Source organism: Arthrobacter sp. MYb227 (assembly GCF_002975435.1).
Classification (GTDB): domain Bacteria; phylum Actinomycetota; class Actinomycetes; order Actinomycetales; family Micrococcaceae; genus Paeniglutamicibacter.
In genome coordinates this window covers 85,447-101,019 of sequence record NZ_PCPT01000008.1, presented here as the reverse complement: position 1 = coordinate 101,019, position 15,573 = coordinate 85,447, and the positions used below count along the sequence as shown (strand labels likewise).

The window sequence follows — 15,573 nt, the reverse complement described above, 5'->3', positions numbered from 1 at the left end:
AACGAAAGGTGCAGGCCATGAGCCAGACCAAAGATGTAACTGACGCTACTTTCCAGGCAGAGGTCCTCGAGGCCTCTAAGCCGGTCATCGTGGACTTCTGGGCCGAGTGGTGCGGTCCTTGCCGCCAGCTGACTCCGATCCTCGAACAGATGGCTGCTGAGCACGCCGAGAAGGTTGACATCGTCAAGGTCAACGTTGATGACAACCCGGGCATTGCCGCGAAGTTTGGCATCACCAGCATTCCTGCTGTTTATGTGTTCAAGGATGGCGAGCACGTTGCTACCTCGATCGGTGCAAAGCCTAAGGCAGTTCTTGAAAAAGAGTTCGCTGCTTTCCTCTAAGGATTACAGCTAAAGATGCACCGGGTGTGGCCCCGAGTCTTTTATAGGCTCGGGGCCACACCTATTTTTCCCCTAGCTCGACCCAAGGTTGCGCTGAGGAAGATGATAGGGCGTCTACACACGATGACCATCATAAACATCTGATAAACATTGTTTTTCATTCTGGTGATGTCACTAATCCAGAAAATTGATGGACGACGTAAAAGAGTCGTCAGAGTTCTATTGGAATCAAAAAAATCTGCTCACGGGCATGAGTCATAGTTACACTTCTGCGCGAAAAATTCTGCAGTCTTCAAAAATGCTAGAAAATCGAAAATCTTTCTGCTAGATTTCTTCACGATCAAGAGTTTCTCTTTGCTTCGTGTTACCCGCACTGCGGCATTCTCTGAAGCAAAGATCTTGGGTTCGTTACTATTTTTCTACTCCTGCTAGCGAGCAATAGCTACCTGCATGAGACTGGAACTCTTGGCTGGCCGACAATTGTTGAGACTGAGGTTCAGGCGATTTAAATACCGTTGGTACTCGGTGTCAGCCGAGTGGTGGGTGTCCTGATACTGCGTTCCTTTGAACCGATTCTTGCTCTTTCATCTGCCGAGTTTTAAGGATCCATTCGTCGGCACCGGACAATGCAAGGTGGCTTTCTCTAGCTCCGGACAATGCTAGCCTTGCTTTCTTTGCTCTTTGCCAGTTCATCTCCGCCTAGTCATGGTGAAGGATTCGTGTGATCACCACGGTTAGAGCCTTCATGAGAACAACTATTCGTTGAGCCCACCTCCGGATTGATAAGCGTTTGATTGGGATCGGCTGCCGCTTAGTGCTTCAGTTATTTTAGGAACACGGCTGTTGGTTGCGGACCATCCAGCAGCGTGTTACTTCCTCAACAGCTGGCTGGTCTTTATTCTGTAAGGCGGTCCGATTTCACGAACGTACCTTCCGATGACTGAATATTTTCATTGTAGGGCTAGCAATATTGTGGTTGGCTGGCAGTTCGGCCTATCGAGACTCTTGTCTTTTGGAGCCACCTGCAGCGCTCGTGCGAGCCAGATATCAGCTCCTTTCCCTCGGCTACAGATCCCAGATAGTAATGCCATCGACCGATCCCCTGGCGGCATAGAACATCGCTGTAGATGAATCCAGACGGAGTTCTACGAGCGGTGTTGGAAACAAAATTGCACCAAAACATCATTTCTGGCACCCGGCCATTGCCATTATTCACAACGTCAGCTGAACTCAGTGGCAACCGCAAGAGGGCTTCTGGCTCCCAAGCGCATTAATGGGTGGTACTCAAAACAGTGAATAGTCATCATGGAGATATTCTTATCGTGGGGTCAGCCGGACACTGAATATTCGTCGGTTTGAGAGCCGCCAGAAATTGCCGTTGGAGGCCAGTGGTTTCCACCGGGTCCGTCTATTCTGAACAGCGCCGATCTTCTCACGCATGTTGCGGCTTCCGGTATCGATCAAGATGCTCTCGTGGATGACCCGGTCCATCACCGCGTCGGTATGGATGCCGGTGCCGAGCAACTGCTGCCGGTCCGTCCTTAGACACTATAGGCAGAATGCCATCGAGCCGCAGCGGCGATGCATGAGTCAAGCAGCATGCCGAGACACGTCCCTGGTGGTGTACTCCGATAACGACCCACCCATCGGCGGCAGGATTGAAGCCGCCATGCTCTTCAGGAAACTTCACCGTACCCATCGACTCGTCCAGGCAATCGATCTGGCTCCCGGCATGGGCGGCCACCTGTCGACGGCAAAGCGGCTCCCCGCAATGCTACTGGTGGCTCCCAACGCGAATATTCTTGTTTCTCCGAAGGCGGTCCCCACACAATATCAATGGCTCTCACATGAACAAATATTCATACAATCACTTCAAAGCCGGCATTGAACGAACAGCCCAGTTCACTATGTTCGGCAAACAAGCTGACCGCATACGACAAGAAGTCTCCAACTTAGAAGCATCCGGCTCAAACCTGCTTTCAGCCATTGGCTTTCCGGCTTCCGTTTGCGTGAGTCGCTTATCTTGGCTCGTAAGACATCAAGTATCCCCGCAACTAGTTTCGCTTCGAGACCGCTCAATCCGATTTCGAAGTTGTCGATTTCTATGTACTTCCGATCAGCCTCAGCTCTTGAATGCGGATCCGTTCCAGAGAGCTAAGCTGCCAGATTGGCATAGCGCGGAACGTGCCCCCGGAGCAGGGTTCCTCGACAACATGCGCTTACCGATACGGATAGAGGTTGAAGTTCCGCTTACATCAATGAGGAACCAGTATTGCTGCCCTCGGTCACCGCGGCTGCCGCAAGTGGTCATTATCAGTTGCGTGCTTGGTCGGCTTCAGAGGCTAGTCCCCGTGCTTCTCCGAAGAATATCAATGTAGAACCGATGGGCTTTGCCTGCGACGTTGGCTAAGTTTTATCGCTCGTTGCATGCTGCCGTGTGTTGATGTTTCACGTGAAACATCATGTTTTAGTTTCTTGCTGCCTCGTACTAGCTTCTGGATGAAGGTTAGTTTTCTGAAATGTTTCACGTGAAACACGATTGATACGTTGTCCCACTTTCAGAACCTTTCCTTCCAAGGGCCTGGTTGAGCAGCCAACGAACGAAAGGAAGTCTTTTGCCGTCGGCATATCACGAGCAGGACAGCCGAATGCAGCGAGTTGTCCCGGTGAAGGTGTCCGCCCGTGGAGTTCCCGTAACCTTCCCGATGCTCATTTCAACGACATTTTCGTCCTATTGCCATCACACCATGAGCGACCTTCGATGGCATCACGCTTCTACACGGCCATGAACTTCGGAGCAGTTGTTAGCCATGGAACCGGCAGGAAACGGCCATAACCGAGCTTTGGAAGGCACTCATCATCCGTATTTGCTCCTTCGAACTCTCCACTTTGACGGACTAAAATTTCGCTATTGAGAGGCCCATTTCCGGCCACAACCATCCCTGGTCGGTGAGAGAATTCCAATCGTGTTCAGTCTGGCAGAGGAGCGCTGGGACTACCAGAAATGGCCCACTGGCCCGAGATTCGTGTGCCGAGATTCTCAATCTCTAGGTCGATTAAATCCGGCAACTGACGCTTTGGTATCTATTGTTAATTCTCGACCACGAGGGCAGTGCCGCCGTGCTGACTATGCAACTGGAACTGGATATCCGCTTTTATCAAGCCTCTGGGGCGATGCTGCGCCAACTGAGGCATGCACGGAACCACCTGTAATCGTTGATGGTGACAGGCACTGGGGCTAGCTGGCAAAGAGTGGTACTGGTTCCTCCGATCAGGTGTGACTCGTGAATCGTCTGACCCCTGTGGGGGTCATTTCCGGGATCTGTCCATCTGGTCGCAAGAGCCGGCGCAGCCCTGCCCACCACGATGGCTTAAGTAGCCTGCCCCTCCCTTGAGATTATGACCCCTTTACAAGCATGCCTCGTAGTGAGGCATCTCCCGGGCCAACGACGGTCACGACGTCCGCTCATTCGAAGGAGACACAGCATTGTCTATCACTTCAGATCACTATCGATTCATCGTCGGCGTGGATACACCTGCCACAACCCATACCTACGCACTCCTGGAATCGCCCTCGGGAAGACTTCTGGCTCAGGAGACCTCTCCAACGACCACGGCTGGTTTGGCACGTGCGGCATCCTCGATCGGTCGCCGCACCGAAGGCGGCGTCGATGAATTCCTGATCTCAGCCGAGTACACAGGATCCTACGGTGCCGTCATGGCCGGCCGGCTATCGCGTGGTTGAGGCTCACATACCATCAACCAAACGCCTGCGGGCAAACGAGAAGATACCTTGGATGCTGTGTGTGATCGACTAACTGTAGGCCGTTTGATCTAAGGAATCCTGCCGAGTGAGTGGTTGGTTTCCTGCCACATGAGCGGTAAGAATCAGGCCAGTATTTCTTTCCAAGAATCTGTGCCTGGAAGTGGTCTGCAGTTAGTGATCATCGCGTGTGGCGGTTCTGTCCTGAGGCTAAAGGGACATGGGGCCGCCACCTCAGATAGGTTCCTTAAGGTGCCATCTGGAATAGGCTAACCACCCGCCACGTTGAGTGCAGTTGGATTGACTCCCTACACACCGTGCAGGTCATCTCTTGCATCCACAGCATGAGCGTGGCCAACTTCTCCACGGCATTCTTCTAGCTCACCGCGGCGAGCAACACGTCTTGTCCTGAGTGCGAACCTGACCGTGTGGGACGGGACAGAGCTCTTCGGCCTCTTCGAACAGAGCAAGGTAGCCGTCGGCATCCGCGGATGCCCGTTCACACACTCTGCACTCGATATTCGACGGTCTTGGCCGGCTGCGCCAAGCGTAGGGCTTGGAGCAGTTCCACGACATTTGACCAGCCTTATCGCCGAGACTGAGCAGGAAGAAGGAATCGTTCAGGTGAAATCGATTGCCGTAAGGCTAGCCTCGTGGGCGAGAACGACATTTGCTTCCGACCAGATCCTCAACGAAACAAATTTTATAAACACTGACCACCTACATCGCCTACTCTGAAGTTCCTCCCAAAGACCCTCCAGAAAAACACCATGAAGAATTTCTTTCGGCCATTGAGCTGAATTTACGCTAGGGGTTTTACAGATGCCCAGCTGAGCGCACTCAGGTGTCCGCTAGGTTCACTCCCCCAGTTTTGCAGTGCGAACGAACCGCACAGCAGTTCCTGAAAGGCCCGCAGTGTCGACCGATAGGTCGCCCGTAAATTTTGTATCCTTACACTGATTTCAGATAATCCCTGAACTTCTGAGTCACGGACTGTTCGTCATTGCGCTCAGCAAGAAAGTCGCTTTGGTTTCCCTGAGCGTGCCCATGCCTCGCATCGAAACGCCACCGGCCCTTGTAACTACTCCCCGAGGTACGCTTCTTGTGTGTTCGCTAGTGTGGGAGCAACTCGCCGTCTTTCTAAAGGTACCGCATCCGATCTAGAGCGCTCGGTGAGCACGCTACATTCACCATTCACCGGGAATACCTACACCGCGCATCGCGCAAGATCAATTGATTTCTTTCCTCGTGAATTGCTTCCGCGTCGTGTTAGCGCACATTTAGCTCTCACAGTACGATTCGCCCTATTCGGGAACAGCGGTTCTGAATCTAATGCTCGGCTAGTGCTGCGAGAGTCGTGAATGTGTTTGTAGCTAGGTGCCCACTATTCCAATCCCAGCGCTGATGTCCCTTTGGGGAAGGTTGCATGATTGGCGCGTAACGTCATTACCCCATGAAGAAACTTCTCTCACGATGTCGACTAAAAAGAATGATGATCTCCTCAAGCTGTGGTGGTCTCGATTAAGTCAGGGGCATCCCGTTGTCTGATGCAGACTCTTCCGCATCCGCAGCCCACGAGCGCGCTAATCCTCGTACTTGAGGCGCGCAGACTGCAGCCCGTTACCGGGCTACCAGACAAATGTTTCACGTGAAACACGCACGCTCCGGAGTCGATTGGCATGTTTCCAATTTGCTGAATGGACTTTTCCTGCCAACTTCCAACATTTTCGTTGAGCTTCGGGTCCATCGAGTTATCTGTATTTCACTTCTGCACCTCCTGAATTCCCTTTGGACACCTGACTCCAGTAAGACATTGCGGGCATCAGTGCGCCAACTCAAAGTCCTCTCACGTACGTAGTTTTAACTCAACAGACTAAGCTCTGTTCACTAAATGCCTTGTAGACTCAAGGCCGCGATCTTTGGGGAGCCTGCGGTGAGGGTGTTTGTGCCATAGAAAAGGCAGTGTTTCACGTGAAACACTGCCTTTCAAGGTGTTCATTCCAGGATGCATCACGTGAAACATCCTGCGCGTGGATCCATATTCTGATTGTTCCGCCTTGCCATTGTTGTCTTATCTGGCCTCTACCAGGTTTGTCTATCTGACGAAACCGTTTTATTGACTGAGCTAACTCCCTCTTAATGCCGAACAAATATATTCACTGATTACTGATGTTATTACTCAAGCCAATCTCTGAGTGCTCGTAGTTTGGAAGGGCCGCCCGACAATTGCGATTGGAGAACGGGAAATCGTGGGGGCCGGGCTATTCTCTGGACTAACCGCGAACCCGGCTCTCCAATACAATTTGGGGCTCTTTTGAAGGCTTCGAACGGCTGTGATTACCATAAGGGCACTCAAGTCGCAGTGGGGCACCTCCGAGAGAAAATTCGGTGCAGCTCGACAATTATGCGGAGATTGATGAAGCCTCAGGCATCACTGTTCGGAACCAATATGCTTGCCGCAAAAAACTGTCACGTCCCCGCAATGCCTTCACCGACTCTCAACAACTTCGTCCAGCTAATACCCGCTGAGGTTTTCGTTCCCATAGTATGGCTAGCGGCAGCGACCCAGCTCGAATTTTGAACAACTGGACCCATGCTCGCGACGACATTAACCGCAGTACCGAGCGTGCTCTTTCAAACCTACGGCGGGCCCTGTATGCAGCACATCATCGTGCTCAACCAGTACCTCCAATGGCGTCCACAACTACGCTCACTTCAGCACGGGCCAAGGGCATCCGTCTTCGTATTGATTCCCCTCCCCCTTCCAACATTGTTTCACCCAAGTGCCGCTAGAAGCCATTAACCTCGTTTGCCATAGATCTCAAAGACCCACGCTAGGTGGCTCCACAAGACAATATTCTTGGGCTTCAAAGTGTCAAGCACTCGACTCTGGTCCTCTGCTGCGGCATGAAACCTAGCGAATGTCCTCTGACTCTTAGCGCTCTTATTTCCCTGTGGCTGCGAACGATACTACGGTCAGGATCAAAACAGATGTATCGGGACAGTAATCGTCATGGCCAGCGTTCCTCGCTTCAGAACCAAGGCCATCGTCCCAATTCCATTTTCTGTGCAGACAGAAGCGAAGCGGTAGCGCAGCGACAACTGACTCGTTCTCTACGCGTATAGAGCATCGTTAGTGATTGTTCTAGAGGTTCTCTTCTAGCTTGAGCAGAAAACGGTCGGATCTAATTTCTCTCCTTCCTGATCTCATTCCGGCGCCTTCATGATTCACAACAGCCATCTCAGCAGCGACGTTGAAACTAATAGCTGCAGCGTAAAGAGGAGTTCGGCGACTCCCAGATTAACTGACAACACCGTTAGAAATTATTGGCTCCATAAAGCAGCACCTGATCCCAACGGTAATACTTGCAGGCACTCAAACTCCGAATTCTCGGGCTATGGCAGCACGAACCATCACCAACCGAGCGGCAGGGCTGGCGATGAGCCCACTCGAGCCACCTAGCTTGGCATCGGATCGCAATCTGCTTTACCTTTCTACGTTTGTGGGCATACACAGCGCCATTCGACTGTCAGGAGTCTCAGCAGTCCTGCAGCTGTGGTTGCATGTCGTCACGGTACAACAGCCAGAAGACACGTCGAAGAGCCATTGCTACGGGTCTAAGTTCCGTTATGGAAGAGCTGAGGTGGGTCAGGCCGCCCCAGGTTTATGTGCTCATCTCGGTATCGAACTGTGGAGTCGGTATAGATCTACAGTTCCTCGCGTTCGGTCCCAGCCTTACGGCTCGTGTCGATAACTCATGACGATGAGTATTCGGCGTCTTGGGGCCATTCTTCTCCCGCATGTTGCAGCGTCCTGCATCCATACAAATGGTGTCGTGGGCGGGACGGCCCATGACAGAATCTTCGAGAGGCCGGATTTCAGGCACCGGCTCACTGTAATGAGCATTGCGTTCTCCACACCGTCGTCTAGAGCGTCGTGAGAGTTGTTCGAAGAGCTAAGCAGGCGCCTTCCTGTGTACGGGCCCCCAGCAGCCGTTCTACACCTTTAGAACCAGTCCTACCAGTTCGTCCACAGCGCACAGTGCCCATTTATTGTCCCTGTTCGAGCGATCCGCTTATGTCCCGACCGACTCACGGCACGGGAACGGGAACCTCTCGACGGCCATGTAGATTCCGGCAATGCCGCGGAATATTCACTCATTGTCCTGGGATAGCCCCCACCGACAATATTACTGGCTGGGTATTCGAGGGTTTGGGAGCAGCCCTTTATTGTGGTTGGGAGCCACTGATATTGCCCATGGGAGCCAGTCTCGTCGGTAATGGGAGCAACTGACCTCTAACGGGTCTAGCCATTCCGCAGCGATGCCAATCTTCTCGCTCAGGTTTTGGCATCGGGTCTCGATCCAAATGGTGTTGTAGATGATTCAGTGCACGCTCGCGTCGCTTCGGATGCCGGACCCGAGCCGTTGGTTCCCGCTGTTCTGCGGCAGTTGCTTGCACAACAACACCGTGCGGGCTGGGTTGTGGCGATGTTCCACATGCTCGAGTAGCTTCCTGCGGAACTTCGTGGTGCCCAGCGGTTTGCCTTCGGCTTGGGACTCGTTCCACCGCCAGGTAAGGCTGGCACATGTCGCGGGAACGGCTCTTGTCTTCGGAAGGTGGCTCCCAATGACGTTGTTGGTGGCCCTGAACGAGAATATCCGCATTTTAGTGGGGTGGCTCTGAACGGCAATATTTGTGGCTCTCAAAGAGTCAAATATTCACTCTGGATACCAACAGTGGAATTGTTTGGAGCTTCCTTGCCGCAGTCAGAAGGTCACCATGTGCAGTGAGTCAATGCTGTTTGGGAGCGATCTAGGTCTAGCGCGAACCATGGAACATGGTAAATTTCCGGAAGAGTGCGGCGGCTTCAAGGTGGAATTCATGGATCGTTCATTGAAGGAGTGCTCCACTGGGACGTCTCTGCGCAGACGGTTTGAGCATATGGAATGCTGCTGCGGTGCAACGCCATTTGTGTAAAGTATCTGAAGATGTGCACGCACGAATCTTTCGGCACCGGCGGCGAAGCAAGGCACCTGATTATCCAGATCAATAATAGAAGCAACAGCATGCTTGAGATGAACAGGGCATTAAAGCGTTAGGCAGACCCTCTAGCAACCAGTGGATCTGCTGTAGGTAGCAATTGGCTCTCAACGGCAATAAGAGGGTGATCTCCAAGGCGTTGAATGCTCAGTGCGATCAGAAAGCCGTTGAACATATTCTTCATTCCGGCCCCTCCCCCGCGTCTCCAAATTCGGACAAAGGCGACGTGTCCGCCATCTCGGCTAATAATATTCAGTCGACAGCAGGGGAGGTAGATGGCGTTTTCGCTCTTCAATCCCATAGTCAAGATTCAAAATGGTTTGAGGATTTCAGCATTCCGTAGAATGTACGAAAGGGAGTGTTTCACGTGAAACACTCCCTTTCGAGGTACAAAAATAGGCCTAGTTTTCGGAGCCTTCAGGTGTCAAGACCGTCATAATCCGGTTCAGATCATCCACGCTAGCGAACTCGATGCTGACCTTCCCCTTGCGTGCTCCGAGAGTAATCTTGACGTTAGTATCAAGCTTGTCGGAGAGCGAATTGGCAAGGAAGTCGAGACGTTCGTGCCGTGCGGTCTGTTTCGGGGCAATCGGTTTCTTGACCTTATGTTGCCCATCGCTAAGTGCTACGGCTTCTTCGGTAGCACGAACCGACATGCCTTCGTTGATGATGCGCTGGGCCAACTGCTCAATGGCAACAGCATCAGCGAGACCAAGCAATGCACGGGCATGGCCCGCTGAGATTATCCCGGCGGCTACACGACGCTGTACTAGGGCAGGCAACTTCATTAGACGAATGGTATTAGAGATCTGCGATCGTGAACGGCCGATACGCTCAGAAAGTACTTCCTGGGTGCATTCGAATTCGCTCAAAAGCTGCTGATACGCAGCAGCTTCTTCTAGCGGGTTCAGCTGTGACCGGTGAAGGTTTTCAAGAAGTGCATCACGTAGAAGATCGACATCTTGAGTGTCACGTATGATTGCCGGAATCGTGGTCAGCCCGGCGGCCTGAGTTGCACGCCAACGGCGTTCACCCATTACAAGTTCATAAGGGGCATCGTCCTTCTCGCGAGAAGGACGAACCACAATTGGCTGAAGAAGTCCGACTTCACGAATGGAGTGGACGAGTTCTTCCATATGCTCTTCGTCGAAATAGGAACGAGGTTGCTTACGGTTTGGGTGGATCTGCTCGACTGAGATCTCAGCGAAAGACGCTCCAGGAACAGCAACCAGATCGTCAATTTCAACTTCTTCAACTTCGGCACCGGCGCGGCCACCAGATGCGGCGATCAAACCAGGCATCTGAGCTCGACGCTTTTTTGCAGCAGCCGAGGATGCATTCAATTTAGCACTCCCCTGTTTCTCCGCTGCAGCCTCTTCTTCGGTTTTCCCCGGGACGAAAAACATGTCAACCGGACGAACCTTTTTTGCGTGAGTTGTAGCACTGGCGAGCTTCCGTTTTGCCGCAGCTGTTTCACTTGCAGTTGTCTTCACCGGAGTCGACTTCTGAGATGTTTCACGTGAAACATCCGATAGCGCTTCATCCTCGGAACTAACGACGGGGCTACTTGAAATCAGAGCACCAAGACCTCGTCCTAAACCACGTCGTTTTTCCGACATTGGATGTTTCTCCCTTTCGACACAATGACAACCTTGACCCAAGGCAATTGTACTTGCAAGCGTTAAATATTTTTGGACGTCAACCGCTGGGTGTGGCCTTCAAGAGGGGCCTAGGTTGCTAGTTTTGCCCCCTATCCCGGGTAGGGACAGGGCGGCTCCGCGCTTAGAATCATCCTTCAAGCAAATACGTGCTTAGGTAACCTGATGTGGTTGATTTCCATTATGAACGAATCAAGAATACTGAATTGAGGTCGTGAAGATGGTCACTTGTATCTTCACGACCTCAAAAGAGGTTTAAGAGTTGTTTCCTCGCTCGGCAATCTCTGCCGCAGCTTCCAAATAGGAAAGAGCACCCGTCGAGCTTGAATCGTATGTGATCACAGTCTGCTGGTAACTTGGCGCTTCAGAGATTCGCACGCTTCGTGGAATCAACGCTTGAAGTACCTGGTCAGGGAAGTGTTCACGGACTTCACTAGCAACTTGTGCTGCTAGGTTTGTGCGCCCGTCATACATGGTTAACAGAATGGTTGAAACCGTCAGATCGGCATTCAGGTGTTTCTGGATCATTTCAATATTCTTGAGTAGCTGGCTCAAGCCCTCGAGTGCATAATATTCACACTGGATAGGAATCAAAACTTCGCGTGCAGCAACAAATGCATTCACTGTTAGCAGGCCAAGGCTTGGCGGGCAGTCGATAAACACATAGTCCAAACGATCCATGCCATTCTCATCACGGTACTTTGCGTACTGATCGAGGGCCCGGCGAAGTCGCTGCTCACGGGCGACCAATGAAACAAGTTCAATTTCTGCACCGGCTAAGTGAATGGTTGCCGGTGCCACCGTTAGGTTTTCAATGTTCGGGCAAGTAGCGACTACGTCCGAAAGTGCCAGGTCATTGATCAGAACATCGTAGATGCTGTCAACGTCAGCATGATGTTCAATGCCAAGCGCCGTCGAAGCATTTCCCTGTGGATCGATATCAATAACCAAGACATTGAGGCCTGCAATAGCCAAAGCCGCAGCAATGTTTACGGTGGTCGTTGTCTTACCAACGCCACCCTTCTGGTTGCTCACAGTCATGTAGCGAGTGGTCGTCGGCTTGGGCAACTTGCGACCGCTCAGGCGTTCACGACGCTTGTGTTCGCTCGCCAGCTGGCTCGCAAGCGGTGAGCTGTCGTCAGTGGTATCGAAAACGTTTGGTGCTGGCGTAGGTTCCCTCGTCACCACTGTGTCCTCTCCATCGGAGTCAGTCAGCTCGACCGATTCCGCCTCATCAAGCTCCAGATGCGTTGAAAAAGATGTTTCACGTGAAACATTCTCATTCTCAGGTAAAACAACCTCTTCAGGATGTTCTTTAGTATCCGATGAACTGAATGAAGCGAAAAGGGCTGCAAACGGTGGAATCTTGTTAACGCTTCGCTTCAAAACGGTTCTTTCTACTAACCCTGGTAGATGGCGTTATGCCACCTCATACAGCCTACGCTAAAGCGTTCAGGCTACGTTGATACGGACAACCGTCGTTGGTTCTTCAAGGATGTCGGCTCCAACTGTAACTACTTCGGTGCTCTTGCCACCCAGACGGCGAATAATCTTCGCTGCCTTGTCTACTTCCTCTGCCGCTGACCGTCCCTTAATTGCCAATACGGTTCCCTTGCCATGCAAGAGCGGAATTGTCAGACCAGCCAAATTGGTCAGCGCCGAGACAGCACGTGCTGTAGCAAAGTCCGCATTCACGTGCTCTACAACCTGCTCCGCACGCCCACGCATAATTGTGACATTTTCAAGACCAAGGTCTTCGACTACCTCGTGTAACCAAATGCAACGTCGTTCAAGCGGTTCAATGAGCGTTAGTTCAAGGTCGGCACGAGCGAGCGCCAGGGTCAACCCTGGCAAGCCCGCACCGCTACCTACGTCTGCAACGTGGGCACCTTCATCAATGAGATTGGCAACTACAGCGCAGTTCAACACATGGCGAGACCACAGGCGCGGAACTTCACGTGGACCTAATAGGCCACGCTCCATTCCAGAGGTTGCTAGGTGCTGAACATAGCGCTCAGCGAGGGGCAAACGGTCACCAAAAACGGTGATCGCTGCGGTGCGTTCCTCACCGGTAAGTTCTACTTCGTTGCTCATGAAGATGCTTCCTTGATTCTGTGCTTAAGAGTCGTCGTTTGATACGACGATGTGGCGACGTGGACCTTCGCCATCGGATTCACTGTGCATGCCAAGGCCTGCAACGCAGTCGTGTACGAGCTTGCGTTCGTAAGCGCTCATGGGATCAAGTGCTACCGGCTCACCTGTTTCACGAACCTTTGCAACGGCTTCTTCCGCAATGCTCCTGAGCTGGGTGGCACGACCCTCTCGGTAACCAGTAATGTCCAAAACCAGACGTGAGCGGTTGCCAGTAGCCGTAAGAACGGCAAGGCGGGTGAGCTCCTGGAGCGAGTCAAGGATTTCGCCCTTGGCACCTACCAAACGCTGCAATGCCTTAGCATCTTCTTCTTCGCCAACGATAGAAATGTAGGTACGTCCGCCACGAACTTCAATGTCGATATCGCCATCGAGATCGGCAATGTCTAGCAGCTCTTCGAGGTAGTCGGCAGCGATGTCGCCTTCTTCTTCAATGCTGCTTACTGAGTCTTCCAACTCTTCAACTTCGATGCTTTCAGGCTCTGAAACCGTGCTCTGATCAATCTTGCTCATGGCTACTTCTTCTTCCTGTTCTTACGCTGAGGCTGTACGCGCTGTACCTTCGGCTCTTCAACAACAGCAGTAGCTGCATCTTCTTCGGCCTTCTTCTGACCTACCGGAGGCAGACCCTTAGCGGCGCGACGTTCGTTGAGTTCGCGTTCGGCAGCGGAACCCGGAGTCGGGTTGTTGCGAATGACGTAGTACTGCTGACCCAGGGTCCACAAGTTGGTTGCGGTCCAGTAAATCAGAACACCGATTGGGAAGTTGATGCCACCGATGCCGAAGACCAACGGAAGGATGTAGAGCATGATCTTCTGCTGCTGCATGAAGGGGCCCTCAAGGGCTTCCTTTGTCATGTTCTTGGACATGATCTGCTTCTGCGTAATGAACTGCGAAGCTGTCATGGCAAGGATCATGATGATGGCAACAATGATGACCGCGCCATTGACCGGACCATCTGAGTTAATGGTGCCCAGGAAAGTCTCGGAAAGACGAGCGCCAAAGATAGAGGACGCGTCAAAGCTCTTAATGTGCTCGGCGGTAAGCTTGCCAACACCCTCGCCGGCTGCGCTCGACTGGGAAGCGCTGTTCAGCACGCGGAAGAGTGCAAAGAAGAACGGCATCTGAATCAGCATCGGCAAGCAGGAAGACAGCGGATTGGTCTTGTGCTTCTTGAACAGTGCACGCTGCTCGGCAATCATCGCCTGCTGTGAGAGCTGGTCCTTCTTGCCCTTGTACTTGGCCTGAAGCTTTCGCAGATCCGGCTGCAACGCCTGCATGGCACGCTGCGCCTTGATCTGTTTGACGAAGACCGGGATCAAAGCCGTACGAATCAACAGCACTAGGAAGACGATTGAGAGCGTCCAGGTCCAGCCCGAGTCAGGATTCATGCCAATGAGCGTGAACAGCTCGTGGAAGGCCCACAGAATCCAAGAGACTACGTACCGAAAGGGGCTCAGTATCATGTCAAGAAAGTTCATTACCGGTCATGCTCCTCAGGCCGCGTCTGCGGCGTCTTCGTCGGCGGGAATCGGAGGATGATTCAACACCATGATCTTGGGGGTCTTGCCTTCTGGCCAAATTCGTCTGCCTTCGGGAACGTAATCGATCCCGCCATGACTGAACGGATTACATCTTAAGACACGCCAGGACGTTAGCCCGATGCCTTTGATTGCGCCGTGCACCGTGACTGCTTCGAGGCCATAGGCCGAGCAGCTTGGGAAATATCTGCACACATCACCATAAATTGGCGAAATGATCTTGCGGTAAACCATGAGGAACACAATCAGAAGGTTCCTTGGGATATCTATCAAGAACCAGATGATGCCGGTTCGAGGTTTAGGGTCCTTTTTCATGTTTTTCACCTGCCTTGCGAACAACCGAGACAAGTCCCGAGGAGACTTGTTGATTTAGCTCATCCCACTCTATTTCGGCAGCCCCAGGCAAAGCTCGGAACACGAAATCGAGACCGTTGGCGTTCGCAGGAATCTGCGCGGCCAATGCACGCATTCGTCGTTTAACGAGATTGCGGTGCACGGCATTGCCAACGGCCTTGGAAACTATGAAACCAAAACGGTTATTGCCCTGAGGATCGTTTATACGAACCCGTGCATATAGCACTACGTTCCGGCGCCCAGTTCGGGCGCCGGAACGTACAGTAGCTGTAAAGTCCTGCGGAAGGCGCAGTCGGTGATTCTTTGGCAACACGACGTCACACGTCGAGTCTGAAAAACAAAGAACCCACAATAACCTGCGCTAGTCCAGGACAGTAGTGCTTAATGGTTATGCAGAAAGTTCGGTACGGCCCTTGGCACGGCGGGTTGCCAAAATGGCACGGCCTGCACGGGTACGCATACGAAGTCGGAAACCGTGCTTCTTGGCACGACGACGGTTATTCGGCTGAAAAGTCCGCTTGCTCACGGTAGTAACTCCAAGACGATCATGTGATGCGCCTTACCCGTTGCTACTAAAAAGGGAAGAACAGGCCGACGCTCGTATTCAGGTGGCGCATTCCGCTCAACTGCTGTTTACGCGGTACATATAAGAACCGTGCAAACATCATGCAGTGTCGAAAGTGCACACATAGGACTACACAACGATAGGGGAGCTTTGGAGG

The 15,573-nt window shown here is 52.4% G+C and carries 11 protein-coding genes; 3 read left to right on the top strand and 8 right to left on the bottom strand.

All coding sequences use genetic code 11. From position 1 onward, the window contains the following. Nucleotides 1-8: 8 nt before the first annotated feature. The 3 genes from trxA to CQ018_RS14895 all read left to right on the top strand — a co-directional run bounded on the left by trxA (nt 9) and on the right by CQ018_RS14895 (nt 4,086). Complete coding sequence (gene trxA / locus CQ018_RS14910) at nt 9-341, top strand: thioredoxin (protein WP_374954208.1); 333 nt, start codon at nt 9-11, stop codon at nt 339-341. Between the two features lie 1,585 nt (nt 342-1,926). Next, a complete protein-coding gene (locus CQ018_RS14900; protein ID WP_146111925.1) occupies nt 1,927-2,229 on the top strand; it encodes a hypothetical protein in 303 nt (100 codons plus the stop codon). Nucleotides 2,230-3,828: 1,599 nt separating this feature from the next. Continuing rightward, nucleotides 3,829-4,086: a hypothetical protein gene (locus CQ018_RS14895; RefSeq protein ID WP_105550810.1), complete on the top strand. Its 258-nt coding sequence runs from the start codon at nt 3,829-3,831 to the stop codon at nt 4,084-4,086. A 5,462-nt stretch (nt 4,087-9,548) separates the two neighbouring features. On the opposite strand, the gene CQ018_RS14890 is transcribed toward CQ018_RS14895, so the two are convergent. The 8 genes from CQ018_RS14890 to rpmH form a co-directional block, all read right to left on the bottom strand. Then, nucleotides 9,549-10,766 carry a ParB/RepB/Spo0J family partition protein gene (locus CQ018_RS14890; RefSeq protein WP_105550809.1) on the bottom strand — a complete coding sequence of 406 codons (1,218 nt, stop codon included), beginning with the start codon at nt 10,764-10,766 and terminating at the stop codon, nt 9,549-9,551. Between the two features lie 294 nt (nt 10,767-11,060). Next, nucleotides 11,061-11,993 (bottom strand): ParA family protein, encoded by a 933-nt coding sequence (locus tag CQ018_RS14885; RefSeq protein WP_374954210.1) that lies wholly within the window; start codon nt 11,991-11,993, stop codon nt 11,061-11,063. A 264-nt stretch (nt 11,994-12,257) separates the two neighbouring features. Then, a complete protein-coding gene (gene rsmG / locus CQ018_RS14880) occupies nt 12,258-12,899 on the bottom strand; it encodes a 16S rRNA (guanine(527)-N(7))-methyltransferase RsmG (RefSeq protein ID WP_105550808.1) in 642 nt (213 codons plus the stop codon). 24 nt (nt 12,900-12,923) lie between these two features. Further along, nucleotides 12,924-13,469: a R3H domain-containing nucleic acid-binding protein gene (locus CQ018_RS14875; RefSeq protein WP_105550807.1), complete on the bottom strand. Its 546-nt coding sequence runs from the start codon at nt 13,467-13,469 to the stop codon at nt 12,924-12,926. Nucleotides 13,470-13,471: 2 nt separating this feature from the next. Then, nucleotides 13,472-14,437, bottom strand: a complete 966-nt coding sequence (gene yidC / locus CQ018_RS14870; protein WP_105550806.1) for a membrane protein insertase YidC — start codon at nt 14,435-14,437, stop codon at nt 13,472-13,474. A 15-nt stretch (nt 14,438-14,452) separates the two neighbouring features. Then, entirely contained in the window at nt 14,453-14,812 is a 360-nt protein-coding gene (yidD, locus tag CQ018_RS14865) for a membrane protein insertion efficiency factor YidD (protein ID WP_105550805.1), read from the bottom strand. Further along, nucleotides 14,796-15,164 carry a ribonuclease P protein component gene (gene rnpA, locus CQ018_RS14860; protein WP_105550804.1) on the bottom strand — a complete coding sequence of 123 codons (369 nt, stop codon included), beginning with the start codon at nt 15,162-15,164 and terminating at the stop codon, nt 14,796-14,798. The genes yidD and rnpA overlap by 17 nt, the downstream gene beginning before the upstream one ends. Before the next feature lie 75 nt (nt 15,165-15,239). Next, nucleotides 15,240-15,377: a 50S ribosomal protein L34 gene (gene rpmH / locus CQ018_RS14855; RefSeq protein WP_084382356.1), complete on the bottom strand. Its 138-nt coding sequence runs from the start codon at nt 15,375-15,377 to the stop codon at nt 15,240-15,242. Nucleotides 15,378-15,573 lie beyond the last annotated feature (196 nt).

Excerpts from the sequence above, each read along its gene's own strand:
- CQ018_RS14900 (WP_146111925.1), top strand. The coding sequence starts at position 1,927 with ATGAGTCAAGCAGCATGCCGAGACACGTCCCTGGTGGTGTACTCCGAT.
- CQ018_RS14890 (WP_105550809.1), bottom strand. The coding sequence starts at position 10,766 with ATGTCGGAAAAACGACGTGGTTTAGGACGAGGTCTTGGTGCTCTGATT.
- rsmG (WP_105550808.1), bottom strand. The coding sequence starts at position 12,899 with ATGAGCAACGAAGTAGAACTTACCGGTGAGGAACGCACCGCAGCGATC.
- CQ018_RS14875 (WP_105550807.1), bottom strand. The coding sequence starts at position 13,469 with ATGAGCAAGATTGATCAGAGCACGGTTTCAGAGCCTGAAAGCATCGAA.
- yidC (WP_105550806.1), bottom strand. The coding sequence starts at position 14,437 with ATGAACTTTCTTGACATGATACTGAGCCCCTTTCGGTACGTAGTCTCT.
- yidD (WP_105550805.1), bottom strand. The coding sequence starts at position 14,812 with ATGAAAAAGGACCCTAAACCTCGAACCGGCATCATCTGGTTCTTGATA.